Below are 23,695 nucleotides of genomic sequence, written 5' to 3' on the forward strand. Positions count from 1 at the left end.
CCCGACTGGCCCCCAACGCTTATGGTGCGGGGTGCGATTTCAACGCTGAAGCCGCTAGACCTGCACCTGCTTTGAGGGCTTCTCCTCGCCCGGAGGCGTCGGCGAGGAGAGCTCCTGCTCGTCCAGCTCCTCGAAGGCGTAGGCCGACTCGGAGTGGAGCTCGCTGTCGAGACCGTTGGTCTCGACGTGCTCGGGGATACGGAACCCGACGGCGAGGTCGATGACCTTGGCGATCAGCCAGGTGACCCCGAAGGAATAGACGATCGTGGCCACGACCGCGATCAACTGGACGACGAAGAACATCGGGCTGCCGCCGAAGAAGATGCCGTCGGGGCCACCGGTGACCGCCGAGGCGAACAGACCCAGGGCGAGCGAGCCGATGATGCCGCCGACCATGTGGATGCCGACCACGTCGAGCGCGTCGTCGTACTTGAACTTGAACTTCCAGCTGATGGCGTAGGCGCAGACACCACCGGAAAGCAGCCCGAGGACAACGGCCCACAGCGGGGTGACGTTGGCCGCGGCGGGCGTGATCGCGACGAGGCCGGCGATGGCACCGGAGGCGAAGCCGAGCGCGGTGACCTTGCCGTAGCGGATCCGCTCCACCAGCATCCACGCGCCGGTAGCGGCGGCGGTGCAGACCTGGGTGTTGACCAGGGCCAGGCCGGCGGTGGCGTCGGCGGCGTACGCGGAGCCCGCGTTGAAGCCGAACCAGCCGAACCACAGCAGGGCCGCGCCCAGCAGGACGAAGGGCAGGTTGTGCGGACGCATGGACTCGGAGCCGAAGCCCTTGCGGCGGCCGAGCACGAAGGTCAGAGCCAGGGCCGCGGCGCCGGCGTTGATGTGCACCGCGGTACCACCCGCGAAGTTGACGATGCCGACGCCGAACCAGGTTTCGAGCTGGTCGAACCAGCCACCGCCCCAGACCCAGCGGGCGACGGGGAAGTACACGACGAGCGCCCAGATCGGAACGAAGACCAGCCATGCACCGAACTTGGCACGGTCAGCGATCGCCCCGCTGATCAGCGCAACGGTGATGACCGCGAACATCATCTGGAAGCCGACGTTGACCAGGAGCGGGTAACCGCCCTCGGCGTCGATCTCTCCGATGAAGCCACCGGAGCCGAAGTCACCGAAGCCACCGATGAAGTGCGTGAGCGGACCGTAGCCCTCGCCGTAGGTGAGGGAGTAACCGACCAGCACCCACAGGACACTGACGATCGCGATGCTGGCGAAGCTCATCAGCATCATGTTCAGGACGCTCTTGGCCCGGGACATACCGCCGTAGAAGAAGGCGAGGCCAGGCGTCATGAGCATCACGAGTGCGGCGCTTATCAGCAGCCACGCAGTCGTTCCGGTATCGAGGTTTTCCACATCGCCTCCAGGGTCGTGCGGGGGATACGTACGGGAGTGAGTGGTTCGCTCGGGCGCACCGTTGGGCTCGACGACCAGCTTCCACGACCGAAAGCGTCAGCCAGGCGTGTTAATCGGTGCGACCTGCACTGTTGCCGCCAGGTAAAGACATCGGGCATGGCGTTACATGCGAATGAACGCGCAGGTCAGAGCTTGATCATCTGCCCTCGTTACCACAATGCGATCTATTGGTTTGCTTCGGCCGGAGTCTGCTTGGGGTTAAAACCTGATGAACACAGAGCACGCGCGGGGGTGAAGAGCGGCGGCGGGCACAAAACCCTGACCGATGTTCGGCTCCTGGGTTCTGTAGATCCGATGATGAACCGTCCATCGGATGAGTGGACATCGCGAAGGGCGGAAAACAGCGACGGCCCCCACCCCGGCGGTGCGCAAGGGTGGGGGCCGTCCGGATGGGACCGGGATCAGGAAAGTTCGAGGATCGCGTTGACGAACGTCTCGGGGTCGAAGGGGGCGAGGTCGTCGGGCCCCTCTCCCAGGCCGACCAGCTTGACCGGCACTCCGAGCTCGCGCTGCACCTGGATGACGATGCCCCCCTTGGCGGTGCCGTCCAGCTTGGTCAGGACGATGCCGGTGATGTTGACGACCTCGGCGAAGACCCGCGCCTGACGCAGTCCGTTCTGGCCGGTGGTGGCGTCCAGGACCAACAGGACCTCGTCGACTTGGGACCGCTTCTCGACGACGCGCTTGACCTTGCCGAGCTCGTCCATCAGGCCGGTTTTGGTGTGCAGCCGCCCGGCGGTGTCGATGATGACGGTGTCAACGCCGTCGGCGATCCCACGGGTCACCGCGTCGAAGGCGACACTGGCCGGGTCCGCGCCCTCTTCCTTGCGGATGACCGGGGCTCCCACGCGCTCTCCCCACGTCTGCAGCTGTTCGGCGGCGGCAGCGCGGAAAGTGTCAGCGGCACCCAGCACAGCGGTGTGGCCGTCGCCGATGATCACCCGTGCGAGCTTGCCCGTGGTGGTGGTCTTGCCGACCCCGTTGACGCCGACCACCATGATCACGGCGGGGCGGTCGCCGTGGGGCTCCGTGCGCACGGCACGGTCGAGGTCCGGGTTGATATGGGCGACGAGTTCCTCGCGCAACAGCGACCGGACGTCCCCGGGGGTGCGGGTGCCCAGGACCTTGACCTTGGTGCGCAGGCCCTCAACGATCTGGGAAGCGGAGGTGACACCGACGTCGGCGGTGATAAGGACCTCCTCGATCTCCTCCCAGACGTCCTCGTCGAGCTTGTCGCTGGACAACAGGGTCAGCAGCCCCCGCCCGAAGGCATTCTGCGACTGGGCCAGCCTGGCGCGCAGTCGGACCAGACGGCCGGCCGAAGGCGGCGGCGTCTCGATCTGCGGTGCGACCGGCTGGGCGGGCGCGGTCGGCGCGGCGGGCTCGGCGACTGCGGCGGTCGCTCCCCCGTCCTCGGCGGCACCCTCTTCGACGGTTGCGGGCGGCCGGCCCTCCTGGGTCTGGGGCTCCTCGACCTTGGGCCGCTCCTCGGTCTCCACCGAGTGCCGGGGGCGGATCAGAAACGCGCCACCGACGACCAACACGGCGATGACGAAGATGACAATGCCAACGATGGTGTATTCCATAGCGCCTCCAGTGTCTCAGAACCCGTGCTGGGAGCCGGCACCGCACACGAGCCTTCCCCTCGGCTCGTCGGCCGGCGGTGTGCGGACCAGACTGCAGCCGACGCCTCTCGGGCACGGGGCCGGTGCCCGACCCAAATGGTTGCGCCTCGATGTCTGGGAAGAGACTGCCCCATGGGCGCAGCGGGGAACCCCGGGGTTGCGACGAATCGCACCGAAAGGGCCGGCCCGCGCCGGGCTCAGACAGCGCTGTGTCGCGTGCTGCGCAGGATGAGGACGAAGAACGGCGCACCGACGAAGGCGGTGACAACGCCGATGGGGAGCTCGGCGGGCGCAATTACCGTACGGGCCACGATGTCGGCCGACACCATGAACGCGCCCCCGACGACAAGGGAGACCGGCAGGATCCGACGGTAGTTGGGACCGACCAGACGGCGCACGATGTGCGGGACCACGATCCCCACGAACCCGATGAGCCCGCTGACGCAGACGGCCGCTGCGGTGGCCAGGGAGGCGGCGGCGATCACGGTCAATCGCACGTGGGAAGGGTTGAGGCCCAGGCTGTTGGCCTTGTCGTCGCCGAGAGCGAGCAGGTCGAGGAAGTAGCCGCACGGCAACAGCACCAGCAGGGAGACCGCGGCGTAGGGCGCGATGAGCCACAGGTCGCTCCACCCGCCGCGCCCGAGGCCCCCCATGATCCATGCGTAGACGCGCTGGAGGTCTTGAAGTTCCAACTGCTGGATGAGTGTCTGCACAGCGGCCAGGAAGGAGGAGACCGCCACCCCGGCCAGGACGAGCGACGCCGACCCGCCACGCCCTGCGGTACTGCCGAGGAAGTAGGCGCCCATGACGCCGGTGAGCGCACCCACGAACGCCGCCATCGGGATCAGCGGCAGACCGAGGTTGACACCCTGACCGTAGATGATGACCACGGTCGCCCCAAGGCCGGCGCCGCCGGCAGCGCCCAGCAGATAGGGGTCGGCCAGCGGGTTGCGAAACACTCCCTGGTAGGCGGCTCCGGCGACTGCCAGGAGCGCGCCGACCACCGCGCCCATGACGACACGGGGCAACCGCAGTTGGAACAGGACCGCCTGCTGCCGCTCGCCGAGTGGCGACTGCACGTTCAGCCAGGGCACGTGGCTCAGTAGTTCGCGGACGATGTCGAGGGGGCCGATGCTTGCGGCGCCGGCCCCTACTCCGATGGTCATCGCGGCCAGCAGTACGGCCAGACCACCGAGGGTCCACAGCGGTCCGACCAGCACCGACCCCCGCAACACCGTCCGCATTGGGGCTACTGGCCCTTGGTGGCGTCGATGGCCTGGGCGACGTCCTCTGCGAAGTCGGCGACGCGCGGCCCCCAGCGCGAGGAGACGTCGGCGTCGAGTTCGATGACGTTGCCGTCCTCGACCGCGGTGACGGAGTCGAAGGCCGGACGCTCGGCGAAGTCCTGCGCACCGTCGGGGTAGGACAGGAAGACCAGGTCGGGGTTCTCCTCGACGATGTACTCCGCGGAGAGCTGCGGGTAACCGCCGGCGGTGTCCTCTGTGGCGTCGGCGATGTTGGTCAGCCCGAAGAGCGAGTAGACCTGGCCGATGAAGGTTTCGGAGGTCACCGAGTACATCGCGGCGTCGATCTCGTGGTAGTAGGTGAGATCGCTGGCGCCGCTCTCCTCCACCTCCGCGACGATGCCGTCGATTCGGGTTTTCAGCTGCTCCGCGGCCTTGGTGCCCTCGTCGCCGTTTCCGGTTGCCTCTCCGAGCAGCTCCAGCTGGGAGTAGGTGTCGTCCAGGCCGACAGCGGCGGGAAGAAGGAGGACCGGGATCTGCACGGCCTCCAACTGCGAGACGGTCTCTTCGCCGTCGTTTGCCATGACGACGAGATCGGGGTCGTACTCGGTGATCGCCTCGACGCTGGGGGTGAACCCGGACAGGTCGGTGGTGGGCGCCTCTTCGGGGTAGTTGGAATACTCGTCGGCTGCAACGACCTGGTCCCCCGCCCCGACGGCGAAGAGCATCTCGGTCGCCGAGGGCGACAGCGAAACGATGCGTTCGGGGGCGGCGTCCAGGGTGACCTCTCCGCGCGAGTCGGCGACGGTGAGCGGGAAGCCCTCACTGCCCTGCGCGGTGCCCCCGGTGTCGGGAACGGTGTCGTCCGGGTCGAGGCCGCCGCAGGCGGTGAGCGAAAGGGTAGCGAGCAGTGGCAGGGCCACCAGTCGGCGTGCGAGGCGCACTGGGCTCCTTAAAGCAGAAGGCAGGGAGAACGGAGCCCGTGACGGACCGCCCTTCCCACGAGGACAGCAGACGTCGGCATACGCGCGAGGCGACCTGGCTCTGCCCCGTTCTCCTGCGGAAGAGGGCGTCACAGTTGCGTAGACAGCGCCGGTTTGGACCGGACTTCGCTCGCACGCGGCCGTTGGTCCTGCCCCGACCCAGGTGGTCGGGGTGCAGGACAACCAGGCCACTCTAACCGGCCGCACCGGCCATCACCGCTTTATCCGACAAAAAGGACAAAGACCGATTCGTCGGCGTGCACCGCGCTAACTCGCCACGCGGGTGAGCTTCTGGCTGATCACCTGCGAGATCCCGTCCCCCTGCATCGTCACGCCGTACAGCGCGTCGGCCGCCTCCATCGTGCGCTTCTGGTGGGTGATGACGATGAGCTGGGAGGAACCACGAAGCTCCTCGAAGATGACCAACAGCCGCTGCAGGTTGGTGTCGTCCAACGCGGCCTCCACCTCGTCCATCACGTAGAAGGGCGATGGTCTGGCCTTGAAGATCGCAGCGAGGAAGGCGACCGCGGTCAACGAGCGCTCACCGCCCGACAGCAGCGAGAGTCGTTTGACCTTCTTGCCCGGCGGGCGTGCCTCGACCTCGATACCGGTGGTGAGCATGTCGTCGGGGTCGGTGAGGATGAGCCTGCCGTCGCCTCCTGGGAAGAGGCGGCCGAAGATCCCGGCGAACTCGCGCTCGACGTCCCCGTAGGCGGAGGTGAACACCTCCTGTACCCGATCGTCCACCTCCTTGACCACGGTGAGCAGGTCGCGACGGGTCTTCTTGAGGTCGTCGAGCTGGGTGGTGAGGAACGTGTGACGCTCTTCGAGCGCGGCGAACTCCTCAAGGGCCAGTGGGTTGATCTTGCCGAGCTGGTTGAGCTGGCGCTCGGCGGCTCGCGCGCGCTTCTCCTGGACCTCACGCACGTAGGGAACCGCGACCGCCTCCGCCTCCGGGGCGTCGGCCGGTGGCGGAACCGGCACACGCGGACCGTATTCGGCGATGAGCACGTCAACCTCGGTCCCGTGCTCTTCCAGGGAACGGGTCTCCAACTGCTCCAGACGCAACCTGCGCTCAGCCCTGGCGACCTCGCTCCCGTGCACCACGTTGAGCAGCTTCTCCAGTTCCACCGAGAGCTCGCGCACCCGGGCCCGGACGGTCTTGAACTCGGCGTCACGAGCCGCGCGCTCGTCCTCTGCCGCACGGCGCTCGGCGTCGGCGGCCGCCAAGGACAATGCGACGCGGGCCAGTGCCTGGGCTGCGCCCTCGGCAACGGCCTCCGCGACCAGTGCCTGCGCCCGGCGCTGCTCACGACGGCGCGCGGCCTGTTCGCGGGCCTGGCGTTCGGCGGCTGCCGCACGCTGGAGGGCCTCTGCCCGACCGGTGATCGAGCGGACACGCTCCTCGGATGTGCGCACCGTCAGACGCGCCTCCATCTCCACCGAGCGGAGGTGCGCGGCGCTGACGGCGAGCTCGTCCCGACGCGATGTGTCGGGGTCGTCGTCATCGACGGGCTCGGCCTCGGCCTGCTCAAGACGCTCCTCCATCGCGGCCAGCGCAAAAGCATCGGTCTCACGGCCCTGAGCGGCCTTACCTGCCGCAGCGACGTAACGATCGACCTCAAGGGCTGCGGCACGGGCCTGACCGCCGAGTTTTCCAACCTGCTGGGCGACCTCGTTGCGGCGCTTGTCGGCGGCGCGGCGCCTGGTACCGACCGCCTCGACGGCAGCGGCTGCCTGAGCACGCTCGGCCTTGGCGTCGGCGAGCGCCGCGGCAGCACGCTTGCAGGTCTCGGTCGCCACCGAAAGACGCTCGGCCGCTTCGTCCACGGCGGCCTGGACCTCAAGCAGACTGGGGGCGGCGCCGGACCCGCCGTACACGAACGCCGCGCCGAAAACGTCGCCCTCGGGAGTGATCGCGCGCAGCGTGGGATCTGTCTTGACAACGTGGCGCGCGGTGGCGGCATCCGGGACCAACGCCGTGCGCGCCAGCAGGAGGGTCAGCGCGGCGCGCAGGAAATCCGGCGGTGTGAGTGCGTCCAGAGCGTACCTGGCGCCCTGTGGCAGGGACGGCCAGTCTGCACGCGAACCCGCGGCTCCTTCCCCCGAGCCCGCGACAACGATTCCTGCCCGTCCGGCGTCACCCGCTTTGAGAAGCTCCAGTGCCGCAGCGGCGTCATCGTGCGCGTGCACGGCCACCGCGTCGGAGGCCTCCCCCAAGGCGGCAGCGATGGCGGTCTCGGCCCCCGACTCGACCTGGATGAGGGTGGGCAGCGAACCGATCAGCCCGTGCACCCGTTCGGAATCGGCCAGCAGGGCAGCGGCACCGTCTTTGGGGTCGAGGCCGAGTTCGAGGGCCTCTTTGCGGGCTTCGAGCGCGGCACGCTCCCGTTCGGCCGTGCGCTCGGCGTCTCGCAGGTCGTTCAGGCCGGCCTCCGCAGCGGCGAGCTCGTCCTTGGCTTCGCCGTGCACGGCGTCGAGTTCGGTGTCGCCCAGGTCCAGCCCCTCGGCCTCCGCCCTGGCTTCCTCGTAGTCGAGTTGCGCCGCAGCGGCACGCTCGCGGGCCTCCTCGGCAGCCTGGTCGAGACGCTCGGTCTCCGCCCGCCCGGCGTCCAGCCGGCTGCGCAGGGAGTTGACCTTGCCCCGCAGTTTGGCCAAGCCCTCCCGGCGGTCTGCCGCTGCGCGAGCGGCAGCGGTGATGCGCTGTTCCTCGCCCCGCAGCGCGGCCTCGGCCTCGGCCCGCTCAAAGACGGTTCCTTCCAGTTCGGAACGGGCGGCGTCCAACCGGGCCTCCAGCTCCTCCTCCTGGGCGCGGACTTCTTCGGCTTCCGCCTCCAGTTCCTCGGGGTCGCGGCCGCGGCGCTCGTCGTTCGTTCCCGAGGCGAGATTGCGGTGGCGCTCGGCGGCGAGACTGGCAATGGAGTTGAGCCGCTCCTTGAGCCCGGAGAGACCGTGGTAGGTCTCGGAAACCCTGGCCAGCAGGGGTGCGGCCTCTGCGGCGGCCTCGTCCAACACGGTTTCACGGGCCTGGGCCTCGTTGAGGGCGTCCTCGGCCCGGGCCCGACGCTCGCGCACCGCCGACTCGTCCGCCTCCTCCTTTGCAAGGTTCTCGCGCAGGGAGACGATGTCGTCGGCCAGCAGCCGAAGCCGGGAGTCGCGCAGGTCGGCCTGGATGACGGCTGCGCGCCTGGCAAGCTCGGCCTGACGGCCCAGCGGCTTGAGCTGGCGGCGCAGTTCAGTGGCGAGGTCGTTGACCCGGTCGAGATTGCCCTGCATCGCCGACAGTTTGCGCAGCGCTTTCTCCTTGCGCTTGCGGTGTTTGAGGATACCGGCGGCTTCCTCGATGAGCGCCCGGCGCTCTTCCGGTCCGGCATGCAAAACGGTGTCGAGCTGCCCCTGGCCGACAATGACGTGCATCTCGCGACCGATCCCGGAGTCGCTGAGCAGGTCCTGGAGATCCAGCAACCGGCAGGTGTCACCGTTGATGGCGTACTCGGAACCGCCGTTGCGGAACATGGTCCGCTTGATGGTGACCTCGGAGTAGTCGATGGGGAGCGCGCCGTCGGTGTTGTCGATGGTCAGACTGACCTCGGCCCGTCCCAGCGCGGCACGCGAGGAGGTACCGGCGAAGATGACGTCCTCCATCTTGCCCCCGCGCAGGGATTTTGCCCCCTGTTCCCCCATGACCCAGGCGAGGGCGTCCACGACATTGGACTTGCCCGACCCGTTGGGGCCGACCACGCAGGTAATGCCCGGCTCGAAACGAAGCGTGGTCGCCGAGGCGAAGGACTTGAACCCACGCAGCGTGAGATTTTTCAGATACACGGCTTCGCGGTCTCCCCTCGGCTGGCGATGCGGTCCGGAACTGCCGCCTTAAAGGGTCCCACGGTCTGTGCCCTGACGTGGCACGTTCCCCCTCGGGGCACGCCTGGACGCATCAGAGGGCGTGGCACGGAGGGGTCAAAGACAACGAGCGCGGTCGGGACGGCCTCATACGAAGCCGTTCCCCCACGCGCTCGTCAAAATATAGAGAGTGATCAGCCGGGCCGAATTCGCATGGAACGCAAATCCGAAGCCCCAGGAGGGTTGCCAAAAACAATCTCGGGGTAAACCCTCAATAAAATAGAAGAAAAGAATTGTGGTCGGGGGGAAATGCACCCGGCATCGACCTGAGGGACGCCGCGAGAAGAACACGGGCGTCCCTGGAATTCTTTACTGCGGGTGGTGACTGCGTGACACCGCCGAGCTACTACGCCAGGGCAGGTTCCCGCTCGGACGACAGGACCGCGACATCGGTAAGCGTCTCGGTCAACTGGTCGTTCTGGTTCTGGAGTCGGCCGACCTCGTTTTCAAGGTCGCGTACTCGCTTCTGCAGCCGTCGCATTTCCTGAACCATACGGGGGTCAGGGCCTCCGACGTGGCCAAACAGAGCCTTCGCCATGATACGGGTCCTCCACATTGAGCGACCGAACGGAAATTGAACGCCATGGTGAGACACGTCGTGAAGAGCTTGAGATTCAGCCACTTCAGCGCGGACGTGGATAGGCGCGTGATGTGCCTTCCAGAGTCTCACCATGGGAGCCGCCGGTCAAGAATTGGACGATAAAGGCCGGAAGCCAGCCTGAGAATGACCAGCAGGCGTTCCGGGCATGGGTGTGCCCGCGATAATCGCGTTCGGGTACCCCCGAGTGAAACGGCTTGAGTGCCGAAGCCCGCCACGCCGGAGTACGTGTCTAACCCCGACTGTGGCACGAGCGCCATCGCACACGAGACTGTATCCCGGCCCGCGAACCGCGTCGCTGCTCTTAGCATACTCACCGCTCGACGAATCCGGTGAAAGACCCCCTGTGTTCTCCCCAACGCGGGGCGACGAAATCCACCCGGCCGGGGGCGGATCCCCCCTGAAGCATCGCCAACAACCGCTCACAGTCCTGGCGTGTCCCCTCGGCGACGACTTCCACCCGGCCGTCCACCAGGTTGGTCGCGGCTCCGGTCAGGCCTAGTTCCAGGGCACGGGCCCGCACCCACCAGCGGAAGCCGACCCCCTGCACCCGCCCGCGCACCCAAGCGGTCATACGAATATCACCCATCGGATACCCCTCTGCGGTCCGTCCGAAATCACGTCTGGTGCTGTCCGTTCGGCGGGATCTGGCACGTCGGACAGCTGAACGAGGAGCGGTTCATGAACTCCTCCCGCCTGATGGGTGTCGAGCACCGACCGCACGGGCGGTCCTCCTGGCCATAGGCGTTGAGGCTTCGGTCGAAGTAGCCGCTCTGGCCGTTGACATTGACGTAGAGGCTGTCGAAGGACGTGCCGCCCTGTCCGAGCGCCTGGGTCATGACCGAACGCGCTGCGGCCAGCAGCTCGGCGATTCGGGGCGGAGCCAGCGTGTCGGTCGGCTCGGTCCCGTGCAGACGGGCGATCCACAACGCCTCGTCGGCGTAGATATTGCCGACCCCACTGATGAGCGACTGGTCCAGCAGGGCCCGCTTCACCTCGGTGCGCCTGCGGCGCACGGCGGCGACGAAAGCGTTGTCGTCGAAAGCGGGATCCAGCGGATCACGGGCGATGTGGCTGATGATCGGGGGCAGCCCCTCCCCTGTGTCGTCGAAGGCCAACCCGTCCACCAACAGGTGGCCGAAGGTTCGCTGATCGACGAAGCGCAGCTCCAGCGGACCGGCGTCGCTCTGGTCGGGAACCAATGGCAGGCGCACCCGCAGATGGCGCTCGTCGGTGGCGCCGACCGGTTGGATCAGCAACTGCCCGCTCATTCCCAAGTGGGCGAGCAGGGCGTCCCCGGAGTCCAGGGTGAGCCAGAGGTATTTGCCACGCCGTCGCGTGCCGGTGACGACCTGACCCCCCAGGCGCCCGGTGAAGTCGTCCTTTCCCGCGACGTGACGGCGGATCGCCCTCGCGTGCAGGACCTCGATCTCGCCGAATGTCCGGCCGGTGACCCATCGATCCAGTCCACGGCGGACCACCTCGACCTCGGGAAGCTCTGGCACGGGGTTCCTTTACGGTGTCGTCCGGGGACGCCCGGTCCCCGGGCCGGCTGGTCAGTCCTGGCCGGTGCGGCCGACCTCGGCCGCGGCGCGGATGGCCTTCCAAGCGGACTCGGCCGCCTGCTGCTCGGCCTCCTTCTTGCTGCGCCCAGCCCCTGAGCCGTAACTACGGCCGGCGACGCGGACGGTCGCACGGAAGTTCTTCTGGTGGTCGGGGCCGCTCTCCTCGACGTGGTACTCGGGCACCCCGAGGAGTTCGGCGGCGGTGAGCTCCTGGAGGGACGTCTTCCAGTCCAGTCCGGCCCCCAGCCCAGACGCCTTGGCGATCATGGGATCGAAGAGCCGGTGCACGAACTCCGAGGCGGAATCGAGTCCGCGGTCCAGGTAGACCGCACCGATCAGCGCCTCCAGGGTGTCGGCCAGGATCGAGGACTTGTCGCGTCCGCCTGTCCCTTCCTCCCCCCTGCCGAGTCGCACATAGCGGCCGATCCCCAGCCCGCGCGCCACGTCGGCGAGCGCGCGCATGTTGACCACGGCCGCACGCAACTTCGCCAACTGCCCTTCGGGCAGGTCCGGGTGCGTACGAAAGAGGGTGTCGGTGACAACCAGCCCAAGCACCGAGTCGCCCAGGAACTCCAGGCGCTCGTTGGTGGGAAGGCCGCCCTTCTCGTAGGCGTAGGAGCGGTGGGTGAGTGCCCGGGTGAGAATCTTGAGGTCGAGGTTGACCCCGACCGACTCCCGGAACTCACGCGCTTCGGACGCGGAGATCTGCGTTGCCATTCGGATTTTCACATCCCTGGTCGGCGTCGCACGGTGTCCCGGACAGGTTCGCGTTGGCTGGCCCGCGGGACGCCGAGCACGCTCGGATCGGATACGGCTGAACCGGAACCCTGCCGAGGTGATGCTCGAAGGCGTGGTGATCGTCGCGGAGCGCAATAAGCTCCCCGGCAGCCACCACGGCCTCGGGAGGTCACCAGGCCGAATTCGGACGTTCCCGCAGGACCGCCCGTTGGCGGCACACGGGTGAACGCGCGAAGGGCGGGCCCAAAAGCTGGACCCGCCGATCACACGTGCTTACGACGCCGGGTTGATGACCTGGCGGTTGTTGTAGGTACCGCACGTCGGGCAAGCGATGTGCTGGAGCTTGGGGTCGCGGCAGCGCGGGCAGTTGACCAGCGCAGGGCGCGACGCCTTCCACTGGGAACGGCGGGTGCGGGTGTTGCTCCGCGACATCTTCCGCTTCGGGACGGCCACTTCAATCCTCCTGGGTCCCCCCGCGCGCGCGGGAGCTCACTTTCCTGTCATCCTCGCGCACCGCGAGGAACACCGTGCCCGGTCCAGAGGCCCACCCGCTCATTTGACGGAGCGTGCGGACGCGTCCCGGTCCGGGAGCACAGACTTGCCGGGTCCGCCGGTGCGAGTCCGCCCGACGCCCCTTGGTTGTGGGTTCAGCGGTCGCCGGGCTCCTCGCCCAGCTTCCGCAGCGCCTCCCACCGGGGGTTGACGCGCTCGCCGTGACCGTGGCCGGGTTCGGCGTCAGCCAGTCGGACGCCGCAGTCCACACACAGACCGGGGCAGTCGTCCTGGCACAGCGGCGAGGACGGCAGTGCGAGCACCACCGCGTCGCGGACCACCGGCTCAAGGTCGATCAAGTCGCCCTCAAGATAGTAGTCCTCATCCTCACCCTCGGAATCCACCTCATCGGCACCCTGCCTGCCACTGGGCTCGTCCTCAGAGGGGTACTGGAAGAGTTCCTGGAAGTCCGCCTCGACCTCTTCGGTCAGCGGATCCAGGCAGCGGGAGCACTCCGCGGCGAGGGCCGTGCGCGCCTCACCGGTCACCAGCACGCCCTCCATGACCGCTTCGAGCCGGAAGTCCAGCTCGATTTCGGTTCCCTCGGGCACACCGGCCATCCCCACGGCCATGGAGGCGGGGGCGGACGCGGTGCGGACCTCGGTTCGCATCGAGCCGGCCTGACGGCCAAGCGGCCGGGTGTCGACCACGAACGGGGAACGGACATCTAGACGAGACAGAGTGATCGCGACTTTCGGTACGGCTCGCTCCCGCACGGAAGCGGGAACGACGGTATGAGATCGCGGCGACCGGTGTCCGGTGCCGCGGTACTGGCCCGTGGGCACAGTCAAGAAGCGATTTTAGCCACGAACATCCGCCAGACCCAAATCCACGAGAGCAAGCGATCCCTCTGACCAGGCTCCGGCCGAACACGGGAACGATGCGCCGGGCACCGAGGAACCGGACTAGCCCTCCTTCGCCTCCTCGTACTTGGCGCGCAAACGCTGCTCCACATAGGGAGTGACCAGGGTGCTGACGTCACCGCCGTGCTGGGCGACCTCGCGCACCAGGCTGGAGCTGAGGAACGAGTACTGCGGGTTGGCTGTCATGAACACCGTCTCCACACCGGAGAGCTGGTAGTTCATCTGCGCGATCTGGAGTTCGTAGTCGAAGTCGCTGACCGAGCGCAGGCTCCGCACAATCGTGTCCACATCGTTCTGCCGACAGAAGTCCACGAGCAGGCCGTCGAACTTGGCAACGCTGACGTTGGGAAATTCCTTGGTGGAGTCCGTGAGCATGGCGAGTTTCTCGTCCACGCTGAACAGGCCCCGCTTGTTGACGTTGTTCAGGACCGCGACCACGACCTCGTCGTTCTGGCGCGCTGCGCGCCCGATGATGTTGACGTGGCCGTGGGTGACGGGGTCGAAGGATCCGGGGCAGACGACGCGGCGCACGGGGATCGCTCCTCTCTTGCGGATTCCGGTGAACGTACCTGGGGTGCGAGTCAGGCCGTCCAGAATCATCGATCATCGCGCGAAATGTCAGACCTGATCGCGCAGACTCGCGGCGTGACCGTACCAAAGGGCGGCTTCGCCGTATTTACGCACCCTGTCCCCTTCATACCCATCGGGCCACAACAGGTCGGCCCCACGCGCGGGACGTTCGACCACGACCAGCGCATCGGACGCGAGCCACCCCCGCTCGTGCAGGGCGATCAGCAGTGCGGTGACCTGATCGTCGGTGACAGGGTAGGGCGGGTCTGCGACCACGAAGTCGTAACCGACGCCCCCCGGCCCCTTGTCCACCAACCGCTCGACCCGGTCGGCGACGAGGTGCGCGCCGGGCATGTCAACCGTCGAGATGTTGCGCCGGATCACGTCTGCCGCGCGACGGTCGGCTTCGACGAGCAGCACATGCTCCGCGCCGCGGGAGAGGGCCTCCAGACCGATCGCACCGGACCCGGCATAGAGGTCGAGAACCCTCAGACCGGCAAGCGATCCCAAATCCGACAGTGCCGAGGCGAACAACGCCTCCCGGGCCCGGTCGCTCGTGGGACGGGTGGTGCGTCCATCGGGAACAGCGAGCCTGCGCCCTCCTGCGGTACCGGCGATGATGCGGGTCATGACGGGTCGTGCGCTCCTGCCAAGCGGGGGTGTCGGGCGTCCACAACTGTATTGCCCCCGTCCCCCGCGGACGGGAAAGCTGCTTTCTCGCGCGAGGCTGAAGCGGGCCGGGAAGGTCAGGTTTTCTCCAGGTAATCCGCGCGCTCGCCGCTGAGCAGGTCGGCTAGCGCCTGGGCCAACGGCGGATGTCCCGACAGGTCGGGGTCGGCGTTGACGAAGGCCACCGCCTCGTCGCGGGCCTGACCGATGAGAGCCTCGTCGCGGAGGAGGGTGAGCATCCGCAACGAGGAACGGCGGCCCGACTGCGCGTCCCCCAGGACATCGCCCTCACGACGCTGTTCCAGGTCCACCCGTGACAGCTCGAATCCGTCGGTGGTGGCCGCTACCGCTGCCAGCCGCTCCCTCGCCGGGCTCTCCTGCGCGGCGTCGGTGATGAGCAGGCACAGACCGGGAAGCTTTCCCCGGCCGACCCTCCCGCGCAACTGGTGGAGCTGGGAGACACCGAACCGGTCTGCGTCCATGATGGCCATCACCGTGGCGTTGGGGACGTCAACGCCCACTTCGATGACAGTGGTCGCCACGAGGACGTCGAGCTCGCCGGCGGCGAAGCGGCGCATGACGGCGTCCTTGTCATCGGGGGCGAGCCTGCCGTGCAGGGCTGCCACCCGGAGACCGGCGAGCGGCCCCTCCGCCAAGCGGGCGGCCACGTCCAGTACGGCCAGCGGCGGACGGCGGGGGACGGCATCCTCCGCTTCGGGCTCGACGGCGGCGTCCTCGGCATCGTTGTCACCGTCGCCGATGCGCGGGCACACGACGTACGCCTGACGTCCTTGGCCGACCTCTTCGGCGATACGGTCCCAGGCCCGGGACAGGAAGTGCGGCTTGTCCTGGGCGGGGACGACATGGGTGGCCACAGGTGCGCGGCCTTCGGGCAGCTGGGTGAGCGCCACGACGTCGAGGTCGCCGTAGACGGTCATAGCGACCGTGCGGGGAATGGGCGTGGCGGTCATGACCAGGACGTGCGGACGGCCCTCGACCGACTTCTCCCGCAACGCGTCGCGCTGCTCGACTCCGAAGCGGTGCTGCTCGTCCACCACGACCAGACCGAGGTCGGCGAAGGAGACCTGTTCCTGAAGCAGGGCGTGCGTACCGATGACGATTCCAGCGGCGCCCGACGCCGCGTCGAGCAACGCCTCGCGTTTGGCCGCCGCCCCGAGCGACCCGGTGAGCAGGGCGAGGCGGGTCGCATGCTCCGCCCCGTCGAGCTGCCCCGCACGGGCGAGCCCCCCGAGCATGGCCCCAATGGAGCGGTGGTGCTGCTGGGCGAGCACCTCGGTGGGGGCGAGAAGGACCGCCTGGCCGCCCGCGTCCACCACCTGGAGCATGGCGCGCAGGGCGACGAGGGTCTTTCCCGCCCCGACGTCGCCCTGGAGCAGCCGGTGCATGGGGTGGGTGGAGGCCAGTCCGCCGGCGATGACGTCACCGACCTCGCGTTGGCCCTCTGTGAGGGTGAACGGCAGCGCCGCATCGAAGGCGTCCAACAGCCCTCCTGCGGAACGCGGGCGCGACCGTGCAGGATGGCCCTGAGCCGCACGGCGGCGCTGGGCCAGGGCGACCTGGAGCACGAACGCCTCGTCCCATTTGAGACGGTGACGGGCCTTGGCGATGTCGGCCGAGTCCGCGGGACGGTGTACGAGGCGGTAGGCCTGCTCGAGGCCGATGAGACGACGGCCCGCGCGCAAGGCCGGTGGGAGCGGATCGGGTACCTCGTCCAAAGGCCCGAGAACCGTGGCCACGGCCTGACCGATCCGCCATGAGGGCATCTTCTCCGAGGCCGGATAGATGGGGATCAGTTCTTCGGCGAACGCCTTGGCGCGTTCCTGCTCGGCACCTTCTGCCTCAGGGAAGAGCTCGTAATCGGGATGGGCAAGCTGGCGCTTGCCCCGGTAGGCCGAGACCTTGCCGGCGAAGAGGCCGCGTCGCCCGTAGGTGAGGCGCTGCTCGTGCCAGCCGACCTTGTGGAAAAAGGTCAGCGTAAGGTCGCCACGGCCGTCGGTGACCGTGACCTCGAACATTGACCCGCGACCGTTGCGCATCCGACGCTTGGCGGTTCTGCGCACCTCCGCGAGGACGGTGACCTGCTCCCCTTCGACCAGCCCTTCGAGGTCGGTGAGGTCTCCCCGGGTGCTGTACCGCCGCGGGTAATGGCGCAGCAGATCGCCGGCTGTGTGCAGGTCGAGTGCCGTTGCCAGGACCTTCGCAGTCTTGCCGAGCGTCTTGGTCAGCGGCTCGTCCAGGCTGGTCACGGGGCTTCCTCAACTCTTCCTAGCAGGCGGGTGCGAGCCGCCGTGTTCTGAGGGGCGCGGAGCGGTTCCGGCAACTGCTCCTGGGGAGTGCTGGCTGCTCCCGCGGCTCACTGTGGCATCTTACGGAGTCGGGCCGGGCTATACTGGGCGGAGCAATCATCGCGGGTCCGCTCTCGTAAGAATCGGCGGAACTCCGGTGGAACCGGAACTTCTTCGGTTTCACACCCTGCGTCCGTGATCCTCGGAACCATCGGCTCGTCGTGGCCTGGTCCTTTCTTCATGTACGCTTCGACGGTTGGCGATCCGCGCCGACCTGCCTGCTCACCAGACCTCTCTCGGGTCATTGACGTGCGCGCGAGCACACCGGCCCGAGCGCTTGAATGGAGTTACCGTGGCTTCCGTCTGTGACGTTTGCAGCAAGGGACCAGGGTTCGGGAACAATGTTTCCCACTCGCACCGCCGGACCCGTCGCCGCTGGAATCCCAACATCCAGACCGTGCGCACCCGCGTTGGTGGTACCCCCAAGCGCCTGAACGTGTGCACCTCCTGCCTCAAAGCGGGCAAGGTCAACCGCTAGCCCTCAGGGGTGGCAAGGTCCACGATTCAGTGAATCAGCGCGTTGAGCGCCGTGACGATCCGTCGCGGCGCTCATCGCTGTTTCCCGTGCACGCCCTCCCCTGTCGCGCGCCGGTGAATGCCCGGTGCACGGCAGCTCCGGTCCGGGCTCTGCTGTTGGGAGCGGTCCGGGCTAGAGGCCGCAGGAGCGTCCGTTCAGGGAGCAGGAACTCGGGGCCTGGGCGCTGCCTTCGGCGCTGAAGTTGACCACCGCCGACTCTCCGGGAGCGATCCCTCCCGTCCAGGAGGGCTGACGTACGACGATCCCCTCCCCAGTGCTCTCCCAGTCGCCGTTCCAGGCCGCGGTGATGTTGGCTCCGGAGAAACCGAGACGCAGTTCCCAGCCGTCGATGGCACTGGTGCCGTTGTTGACGATGGTGACCGAGCCCGTGAAGTTGTTGCTGGAGTGCGGGACCATGTCGTAGGAGACCTGGGTGCCACCGACCGCGACGGGCGGCTCGGGTGCGTCCTGCCGCTCGGGCTCGTCGGCACCCTCTTCCTCGGTTTCCCGCTCTTCGGCTTCGGGGCTCTGCGACACCTCGGCCGAGATCTCGGCCTGCAGGGAGGACCCGGGCTCCGGACCGCGCGAGGGCAGCGCCTCCGATCCCGGAGAGCCCCCGACCGCCCCCGATTCGGGGGCAGGCGCCCCCGGCCCGGAAGGAGACTCCGTGAAACGGAGGTAGATCTGGGTGGTGCTGTAGGCGAAGAGGATCAGGGTAACCGTGACACCGGAGAGCAGGAGTACCCGAAACGGGCGGGGCGGGGGGACCCGCTTGGGAACGGTACTCCCCAGAACCTGTCCGACCGTGGTCAGCGCGCCGCCGTCGGGCTGTTCCGCACGGTGCGCTCCACGCTGTGGCCGTTCAACCCCGTGCCGCCCCATAGCCGTACCTTTCCCGGTTCGCGCGCCATCGCGAGTCGCCGTCGCAGCCCCACCGCAAAAGCAGGGAGACGAGGGCAGAGCTTAGCGTGCCACACGCGGCAAAACCGGCATATTGTCTTCAGGTGACCGTGTCATGACCGAACGTGTCGAATCAAGACGTGACGGAGAAGTGGTCCCACCCCCTCGCGTCGGACGGGGCACCATCCACGACGACCCCCTCTCCTTCGGCCACCCGCCCGATCACCGTCCAGCCGGGAGGCAGTACCGTCCCCTCAGGGAAGGTCGCGGCAAGGGCGTGGTCCTCACCGCCGGCGAGCATCAGATCCACCGGGGCGCACTCGATGGCACCGAGCCGGGTCAGGGTCCGGACCGCATCGCTCAGGACCGCGGGGACGAGCAGCGCGGAACTTTGCAGTTCCACCCGGACGCGGGAGGCCGCGGCGATGTGTCCGAGATCCTGGACCAAGCCGTCGCTGACATCGAGCATGGCCGTGGCACCGAGTTCCGCGGCAGCAGGTCCCGCGGCGTAGGGCGGCGCGGGCCTGCGGTGGGCCGCACGGCACTCGGGGTGACCGACGGTGCTGTCGGCGAGGAACAGCGCGAGCCCCGCTGCGGAAAGACCGAGGTCGCCGATGACAGCGACGACGTCACCGGGGCGGGCCCCGTCTCGCCTCACCGCGGAAACACCTTGCAGGTCGCCCAGGGCCGTGATGGCCAAGGTGATGCTGTCGGAGCGCACGGTGTCCCCACCGGCCACGGTGGCACCGACAAGGGCGCACTCCGCACGTAGCCCTTCGGCGAACTCCTCGGCCCAGGAGACCGGAAGGCCGGCCGGGGCCGCGAAACCGAGCAGCAGTGCGGTGGGGCGGGCGCCCATGGCTGCGATATCGGCGAAGTTCTGCGCGGCTGCTTTGTGACCGATGTCGCGCGGACCGGACCAGTCCCGCCGAAAGTGCCGTCCCTCCACCAGCATGTCGGTGGTGGCCACCACTCTGCGATCGGGGGCCCGCACGATCGCGGCATCGTCGCCCGGGCCGAGGATTACGTCGTCTGTATGAGGGAATCTCGCGGTCATTCGGGCGATCAGCCCGAATTCACCGAGGTCCCCGATGGTGCTCAACACAGACCTCAGGGTACGGTGACGCTTCTGGCGCAGTGGTCTAGACCCACGCGGCATCACCCCGTCCGATGAGGCCCTGCCTCGCGGCTGCGGGCGGAGCCCGGTGGGAGGCCCACGCAGGATCGAACGCAATGTCGCAGAGGGGTTTTCCATGGTGCGTGCCTACATTTTGATCCAGACAGAGGTCGGCCGGGCCGCTCAGGTCGCCCGGGAGATCGCCGGGATCGAAGGCGTGACCGAAGCCGAGGACGTCACGGGCCCCTACGATGTAGTGGTGCGAGCCCAAGCCGACGACGTGGACGCTCTCGGTCGCCTCGTGGTCGCCCGGATCCAACGGCTCGAAGGCATCGCCCGCACCCTCACCTGCCCGATCGTCAACATCTGAGTCCGTCTGGAGTGGAACATGCGCGCCTGGGTGCTCGAACGCGCAGCTGGGCGTGTACCGGCGGTGGTGTTGGCGACCGTGGTTCTGGCACTGAGCGGCTGTGGCGCCGTCCGTGTACCCGCGACCGAGCCCGAGGGCCCCGCCGCCGCGGCGTGCCGGACGCTTATGCCGGGGCTGCCGGGCACCCTCTACGAGCAGGAGCGGGTGGAGGTCGAGCCGGACTCGGAGTTCGTGGCGGCCTGGGGCTCACCGACGATTGCGCTGCGCTGCGGGGTTCCGCGCCCCGAGGGCCTGCGCCCCGACTCGGAGCTGTTCGTGGTCAACGACATCACGTGGCTGGGCGAGCCGGCCGAACGGCCGACCCTTTTCACCGCGGTGGGCCGGGAGGCCTATGTGGAGGTGTCGATCCCCCAGGCGTACCAGCCGCCGGCCCTCGGCCTGGTCGCGCTCAGCGAACTCGTCGCCCAGGACGTCCCCGCGCTGCCTGCCGGTGAGCTGTAGCCGGTCTGCGCGGGGAGTCCGGGGCCTTGCTCACCCCGCAGGGGTCTCCTCTTCGGCTGGGGCGCCCTCCTCCTCAGCGGCGGGGTCGTCAGCGGCCCCTTCCTGCTGGGCACGCAAGTCGTCGATCTCGGCGGCGGTGAGGTCCACCTGGCCCGAGCACGCGGCACCGGGCTCCGGCACGTTGGGGTTGCGCTCGTAGAGCTGGACGAAGTTCTTCAGCCGGTCGTCGTCGGGGCCGTCCACCGCGAGCATCTTGCCCCAGGCGGTGGCGACGACGGGCGATTCGAGTTCGCCCTCGTAGGGGGAGACGATGACGTAGCTTCCAGGGGTGTAGAAGGCGTCCAACTGCTCGACCTGGTCGGCGGGCAGGTCGGGATCGTAGTTGATCCAGACCGCCCCGTGCTCCAGGGAGTGGACCGCGTGCGTGGGCTCCAGGGGCGCGGCGTAGACACCGCAGTTCTGCCAGAGGGAGTTGTGGTCGCCGCCGACCGGGGGGCTCTGGTCGTAGTTGACCGACTCGGTGACGTGGTTGTTGGTCAGGCCGGAGAACTCCTGGACGCCGTCGATGTTGCGGCGCTTATACTCCATGTAGCCTGCGAAGCCAACCCCGCCGACGACGACAACGGCGGCGGTGACGGCACCCGCTGTCTTGAGGATCTTGTTCCTCCGGGCCTCGCGCTGCCGCTGGGCACGGATTTCCGCGGCTTTCTCACGCCGTCTCTGCGCTGAGCTCTTGCTCACCCGGGTTTCCTCCTCGACCGTGGTACAGATGTGATTGGTTATGTTCCAGGGATGATATTCGCCCAGAAAACGTTGAATTGACCAGGATGGTTCCCGTGGATAACGAAGGCGCCGAGAGGGACGCACCGTTGACGGCGGAGAAGACCCGACGCACGGTTCCGCTCCCCCTCACGGTCTTCTTCGTCGTGGCTGCGCTCGTCGCCGGTTTCGTACTGGGCCGTCCCGGCCATCCCCTGGACACATCGGCCGACGCGGGCTTCCTCCGCGACATGAGTACTCATCACGCCCAGGCCGTTGACATGGCGATGATCATCTATGACGAGACCGACGAGCCCCGGCTCAAGGCGGTCTCCTACGACATCGCCCGCACCCAGCAGGCCCAGATCGGCCGCATGCAAGGTTGGCTGGTGCAGTGGGGGCTGACCGCTCGGGGTTCGCAGCCGCCGATGACCTGGATGGCCGGTCACGACCACGGAGGCCCCTCAGGTGGGGCCCCCGACCGAATGCCCGGACTCGCGACCGACGAGCAGATGCGCTCCCTCGCCGACGCCTCCGGGACCGACGCCGAGATCTTGTTCCTCGAACTGATGATCGCCCACCACAAGGGCGGCATCGAGATGGCCGAGGCCGGAGCCGATCTCGCCGGGGACCAAATGGTCGTCACCCTGGCCGGCGGCATGGGAACCGCTCAACAGAGCGAGATCGACCTGATGAACGACATGCTCGTCGAGCGCGGAGCCGAACCGGTTGACGACTGATCGACCAGGGCGTGGCCGGACTCACACCGCCTCCGCCCGCCTCCCCCCACGCATCGCCCCCCGTCGCCTTTTCTGGCTTTGGCGCAGCTCACACTGCCTACGAGGCCGCACCGCACTCCTTTTCCCATAGGCGTTTTCGGCTACCGGGAACCCATAGCGGGCACAGCTGCGCTGGATTACTACAAGCCGTAGAACTACACTTCGTAGTACTACCGGCCGTCGGGTCGGGGCGTCTGGAGAGGCCGCATGGAAGCACTAGATCTCGCACGGTGGCAGTTCGGAATCACCACCGTCTACCACTTCCTGTTCGTTCCGCTGACGATCGGGCTGTCCGTGATCGTGGCGAGCCTGCAGACCGCCTGGTACCGAACCGGCAAGCACGAGTACCTCCAGGCGACGAAGTTCTTCGGCAAGCTCTTCCTGATCAACTTCGCGATGGGAGTGGTCACCGGGATCGTGCAGGAGTTCCAGTTCGGAATGAACTGGAGCGAGTACTCGCGTTTCGTCGGCGACGTCTTCGGGGCGCCACTGGCAATGGAAGCGCTGCTGGCCTTCTTCCTGGAGTCCACCTTCATCGGACTGTGGATCTTCGGCTGGGACAAGCTGCCCCGCGGAGTTCACCTGGCATGCATCTGGGCCGCCGCGATCGGTTCCAACCTCTCGGCCTACTTCATCCTGGCCGCCAACTCGTGGATGCGGAACCCGGTGGGCTACACCGTGAACCCCGACACCGGCCGCGCCGAGCTCACCGACATCTGGGCGGTCCTCAGCAGCCCCCAGTCCTCGTCAACCTTCGTCCACGTCCTCGCCGGCTCCTTCATCACCGCCGGCCTGTTCGTGGTCGCGGTCAGCGCGTTCAAGCTCTGGCGGGCACGCTCGGGCGGCGACGGCGGCGCGACCACCGGTGAGCACGAACTGTTCCGCAAAGCTCTGCGAACCGGTCTGATCGTGACGATGATCGCCGGCGTGCTCTCCATCTACTCCGGTGACAACCAGGCCAAGCTCGCGGCCGAGTACGAACCCATGAAGCTCGCCGGCGCCGAGGCACTGTGGAACACCGAAGACGCCGCGCACTTCTCGATGTTCGCCGTCGGTGACACGGAGGCCGGGAACAACATCGTGGACCTGGGGGTGCCCTACGTGCTCAGCTTCCTGGCGACCGGGGAGTTCGGCGGCACGGTCGAGGGCATCAACGACATCCAGGCCACGTACGAGGCCGCCTACGGCCCCGGTGACTACACGCCCAACATCTTCATCCTCTACTGGTCGTTCCGCCTGATGATGGGGTTCGGGTTCTTCGGGATCGGGATCGCCGTCCTGGGACTGTGGCTCACCCGCAAGGGCCGGCTCCCGCGCAGCGGCTGGTTCTACCGCGCAGCGATCCTCGGACTGCCCGCCGCACTGCTGGCCAACACGTTCGGTTGGATCCTGACCGAGATGGGCCGTCAGCCCTGGACGGTGCACGGCGTCCTGCTCACCGCGGACAGCGTCTCACCGGGGGTGAGCCTGACCGAGGTCGCCTTCTCCCTGACGGTCTTCACCCTGCTCTACGGAACGCTGGCCGTGGTGGAGGCGGGCCTGCTGTGGCGTTACGTCAAGGCGGGTCCCACGCACGTCACACCTCCCCAGGACGACGACCCCGACCACTCCGCCAACGTCCCCGCGTTCGTCTACTAGGAGA

At 67.9% G+C, this 23,695-nt stretch carries 22 protein-coding genes; 5 read left to right on the plus strand and 17 right to left on the minus strand.

Going from position 1 to position 23,695, the window contains the following annotated elements; genetic code table 11:
- Positions 1–54 precede the first annotated feature (54 nt).
- The 14 genes from AC0VYP_RS19100 to recG all read right to left on the minus strand — a co-directional run bounded on the left by AC0VYP_RS19100 (position 55) and on the right by recG (position 17,011).
- Positions 55–1,374: an ammonium transporter gene (locus AC0VYP_RS19100; protein WP_475471058.1), complete on the minus strand. Its 1,320-nt coding sequence runs from the start codon at positions 1,372–1,374 to the stop codon at positions 55–57.
- 461 nt (positions 1,375–1,835) lie between these two features.
- Positions 1,836–3,020, minus strand: a complete 1,185-nt coding sequence (gene ftsY, locus AC0VYP_RS19105; RefSeq protein WP_475471059.1) for a signal recognition particle-docking protein FtsY — start codon at positions 3,018–3,020, stop codon at positions 1,836–1,838.
- 236 nt (positions 3,021–3,256) lie between these two features.
- Positions 3,257–4,303 (minus strand): FecCD family ABC transporter permease, encoded by a 1,047-nt coding sequence (locus tag AC0VYP_RS19110; RefSeq protein ID WP_475471061.1) that lies wholly within the window; start codon positions 4,301–4,303, stop codon positions 3,257–3,259.
- Between the two features lie 5 nt (positions 4,304–4,308).
- Positions 4,309–5,247 carry an ABC transporter substrate-binding protein gene (locus AC0VYP_RS19115; protein ID WP_285757443.1) on the minus strand — a complete coding sequence of 313 codons (939 nt, stop codon included), beginning with the start codon at positions 5,245–5,247 and terminating at the stop codon, positions 4,309–4,311.
- A 306-nt stretch (positions 5,248–5,553) separates the two neighbouring features.
- Positions 5,554–9,111: a chromosome segregation protein SMC gene (smc, locus tag AC0VYP_RS19120; RefSeq protein ID WP_475471063.1), complete on the minus strand. Its 3,558-nt coding sequence runs from the start codon at positions 9,109–9,111 to the stop codon at positions 5,554–5,556.
- A gap of 424 nt (positions 9,112–9,535) precedes the next feature.
- Positions 9,536–9,727, minus strand: coding sequence for a hypothetical protein (locus AC0VYP_RS19125; RefSeq protein ID WP_285757445.1), 192 nt, complete (start codon positions 9,725–9,727; stop codon positions 9,536–9,538).
- Between the two features lie 373 nt (positions 9,728–10,100).
- A complete protein-coding gene (locus AC0VYP_RS19130) occupies positions 10,101–10,376 on the minus strand; it encodes an acylphosphatase (protein ID WP_285757446.1) in 276 nt (91 codons plus the stop codon).
- 28 nt (positions 10,377–10,404) lie between these two features.
- Entirely contained in the window at positions 10,405–11,292 is an 888-nt protein-coding gene (gene mutM, locus AC0VYP_RS19135; RefSeq protein ID WP_285757447.1) for a bifunctional DNA-formamidopyrimidine glycosylase/DNA-(apurinic or apyrimidinic site) lyase, read from the minus strand.
- A gap of 51 nt (positions 11,293–11,343) precedes the next feature.
- Complete coding sequence (rnc, locus tag AC0VYP_RS19140) at positions 11,344–12,069, minus strand: ribonuclease III (RefSeq protein WP_475471066.1); 726 nt, start codon at positions 12,067–12,069, stop codon at positions 11,344–11,346.
- Between the two features lie 294 nt (positions 12,070–12,363).
- On the minus strand, positions 12,364–12,543 hold the full coding sequence (gene rpmF, locus AC0VYP_RS19145) for a 50S ribosomal protein L32 (RefSeq protein ID WP_285757449.1): 180 nt from the start codon (positions 12,541–12,543) through the stop codon (positions 12,364–12,366).
- Between the two features lie 194 nt (positions 12,544–12,737).
- Positions 12,738–13,292 (minus strand): YceD family protein, encoded by a 555-nt coding sequence (locus AC0VYP_RS19150; RefSeq protein ID WP_475471068.1) that lies wholly within the window; start codon positions 13,290–13,292, stop codon positions 12,738–12,740.
- Between the two features lie 255 nt (positions 13,293–13,547).
- Entirely contained in the window at positions 13,548–14,036 is a 489-nt protein-coding gene (gene coaD, locus AC0VYP_RS19155; protein ID WP_475471070.1) for a pantetheine-phosphate adenylyltransferase, read from the minus strand.
- Between the two features lie 87 nt (positions 14,037–14,123).
- Positions 14,124–14,705 (minus strand): 16S rRNA (guanine(966)-N(2))-methyltransferase RsmD, encoded by a 582-nt coding sequence (gene rsmD, locus AC0VYP_RS19160; protein WP_475471072.1) that lies wholly within the window; start codon positions 14,703–14,705, stop codon positions 14,124–14,126.
- Between the two features lie 116 nt (positions 14,706–14,821).
- Entirely contained in the window at positions 14,822–17,011 is a 2,190-nt protein-coding gene (gene recG / locus AC0VYP_RS19165) for an ATP-dependent DNA helicase RecG (RefSeq protein ID WP_475471074.1), read from the minus strand.
- A gap of 391 nt (positions 17,012–17,402) precedes the next feature.
- Here recG and rpmB point away from each other — a divergent pair, with 391 nt between their 5' ends.
- Positions 17,403–17,588, plus strand: coding sequence for a 50S ribosomal protein L28 (gene rpmB / locus AC0VYP_RS19170; RefSeq protein WP_475471076.1), 186 nt, complete (start codon positions 17,403–17,405; stop codon positions 17,586–17,588).
- Positions 17,589–17,759: 171 nt separating this feature from the next.
- Here rpmB and AC0VYP_RS19175 read toward each other — a convergent pair whose 3' ends face one another.
- Both AC0VYP_RS19175 and AC0VYP_RS19180 read right to left on the minus strand, forming a co-directional pair.
- Positions 17,760–18,509, minus strand: coding sequence for a cellulose binding domain-containing protein (locus AC0VYP_RS19175; protein WP_285757455.1), 750 nt, complete (start codon positions 18,507–18,509; stop codon positions 17,760–17,762).
- 151 nt (positions 18,510–18,660) lie between these two features.
- Complete coding sequence (locus AC0VYP_RS19180; protein ID WP_285757456.1) at positions 18,661–19,632, minus strand: thiamine-phosphate kinase; 972 nt, start codon at positions 19,630–19,632, stop codon at positions 18,661–18,663.
- A 148-nt stretch (positions 19,633–19,780) separates the two neighbouring features.
- Between AC0VYP_RS19180 and AC0VYP_RS19185 the strand changes: the two genes are divergently transcribed.
- Together AC0VYP_RS19185 and AC0VYP_RS19190 are read left to right on the plus strand one after the other, a co-directional pair.
- On the plus strand, positions 19,781–20,014 hold the full coding sequence (locus AC0VYP_RS19185; protein ID WP_285757457.1) for an Lrp/AsnC family transcriptional regulator: 234 nt from the start codon (positions 19,781–19,783) through the stop codon (positions 20,012–20,014).
- 18 nt (positions 20,015–20,032) lie between these two features.
- Positions 20,033–20,515 carry a DUF3515 domain-containing protein gene (locus AC0VYP_RS19190; RefSeq protein ID WP_285757458.1) on the plus strand — a complete coding sequence of 161 codons (483 nt, stop codon included), beginning with the start codon at positions 20,033–20,035 and terminating at the stop codon, positions 20,513–20,515.
- A gap of 30 nt (positions 20,516–20,545) precedes the next feature.
- On the opposite strand, the gene AC0VYP_RS19195 is transcribed toward AC0VYP_RS19190, so the two are convergent.
- Entirely contained in the window at positions 20,546–21,256 is a 711-nt protein-coding gene (locus AC0VYP_RS19195; RefSeq protein ID WP_475471079.1) for a DUF3105 domain-containing protein, read from the minus strand.
- An 86-nt stretch (positions 21,257–21,342) separates the two neighbouring features.
- On the opposite strand from AC0VYP_RS19195, the gene AC0VYP_RS19200 reads away from it, so the two are divergent.
- Both AC0VYP_RS19200 and AC0VYP_RS19205 read left to right on the plus strand, forming a co-directional pair.
- Positions 21,343–22,014, plus strand: a complete 672-nt coding sequence (locus AC0VYP_RS19200) for a DUF305 domain-containing protein (RefSeq protein ID WP_432707421.1) — start codon at positions 21,343–21,345, stop codon at positions 22,012–22,014.
- 246 nt (positions 22,015–22,260) lie between these two features.
- Positions 22,261–23,691: a cytochrome ubiquinol oxidase subunit I gene (locus AC0VYP_RS19205; RefSeq protein ID WP_475471081.1), complete on the plus strand. Its 1,431-nt coding sequence runs from the start codon at positions 22,261–22,263 to the stop codon at positions 23,689–23,691.
- The last annotated feature ends 4 nt before the right edge of the window (positions 23,692–23,695 follow it).

The organism is Nocardiopsis sp. iso_186 (assembly GCF_056173365.1).

Bases quoted from the DNA above. Each gene is read 5' to 3' on its own strand.
- ftsY (WP_475471059.1), bottom strand. From the start codon at position 3,020: ATGGAATACACCATCGTTGGCATTGTCATCTTCGTCATCGCCGTGTTG.
- AC0VYP_RS19110 (WP_475471061.1), bottom strand. From the start codon at position 4,303: ATGCGGACGGTGTTGCGGGGGTCGGTGCTGGTCGGACCGCTGTGGACC.
- AC0VYP_RS19125 (WP_285757445.1), bottom strand. From the start codon at position 9,727: ATGGCGAAGGCTCTGTTTGGCCACGTCGGAGGCCCTGACCCCCGTATG.
- AC0VYP_RS19130 (WP_285757446.1), bottom strand. From the start codon at position 10,376: ATGGGTGATATTCGTATGACCGCTTGGGTGCGCGGGCGGGTGCAGGGG.
- rnc (WP_475471066.1), bottom strand. From the start codon at position 12,069: ATGGCAACGCAGATCTCCGCGTCCGAAGCGCGTGAGTTCCGGGAGTCG.
- rsmD (WP_475471072.1), bottom strand. From the start codon at position 14,705: ATGACCCGCATCATCGCCGGTACCGCAGGAGGGCGCAGGCTCGCTGTT.
- AC0VYP_RS19175 (WP_285757455.1), bottom strand. From the start codon at position 18,509: ATGGGGCGGCACGGGGTTGAACGGCCACAGCGTGGAGCGCACCGTGCG.
- AC0VYP_RS19185 (WP_285757457.1), top strand. From the start codon at position 19,781: ATGGTGCGTGCCTACATTTTGATCCAGACAGAGGTCGGCCGGGCCGCT.
- AC0VYP_RS19190 (WP_285757458.1), top strand. From the start codon at position 20,033: ATGCGCGCCTGGGTGCTCGAACGCGCAGCTGGGCGTGTACCGGCGGTG.
- AC0VYP_RS19200 (WP_432707421.1), top strand. From the start codon at position 21,343: ATGGTTCCCGTGGATAACGAAGGCGCCGAGAGGGACGCACCGTTGACG.
- AC0VYP_RS19205 (WP_475471081.1), top strand. From the start codon at position 22,261: ATGGAAGCACTAGATCTCGCACGGTGGCAGTTCGGAATCACCACCGTC.